The organism is Faecalibacterium sp. DFI.5.82, from assembly GCF_029076575.1.
Lineage (GTDB): Bacteria > Bacillota > Clostridia > Oscillospirales > Ruminococcaceae > Faecalibacterium > Faecalibacterium duncaniae.
The window spans coordinates 1-297 of record NZ_JARFIS010000861.1; the positions used below are offsets into that span (position 1 = coordinate 1).

General features: G+C 67.0%; 1 pseudogene. It reads right to left on the minus strand.

Features of this window, described 5'->3' with window-relative positions:
* Positions 1–297 (minus strand): annotated as a pseudogene (locus tag P0G09_RS19240) (glycoside hydrolase family 2); the annotation flags it as partial.

Below are 297 nucleotides of genomic sequence, written 5' to 3' on the forward strand. Positions count from 1 at the left end.
GCGGCGTGGCGCAGAGCCTGTGCCAGTCGGTGCGGTTCGTCGTCAAAGGCTGTGGCCGGGAACTGCTGGCCCCCGAACTCGCTGATGAGGTAACCCTTGCGCAGGTCAGGCGTAACGGCAGACCGGGGCTCGCAGCCCGGGCCCCGGCCGGAGTAGGAGTAATCGTTGTAGGCGTAAACATCCACGCGCAGCTGGCTCTTGCGGGCAATCCGCACGCCGCCGGTGGGGCGGGTGGGGTCCAGCCGATGGACGGCTTCGTTGGTGCGCTTGTAAAAGGACTCGTTGTCGGAACTGCCG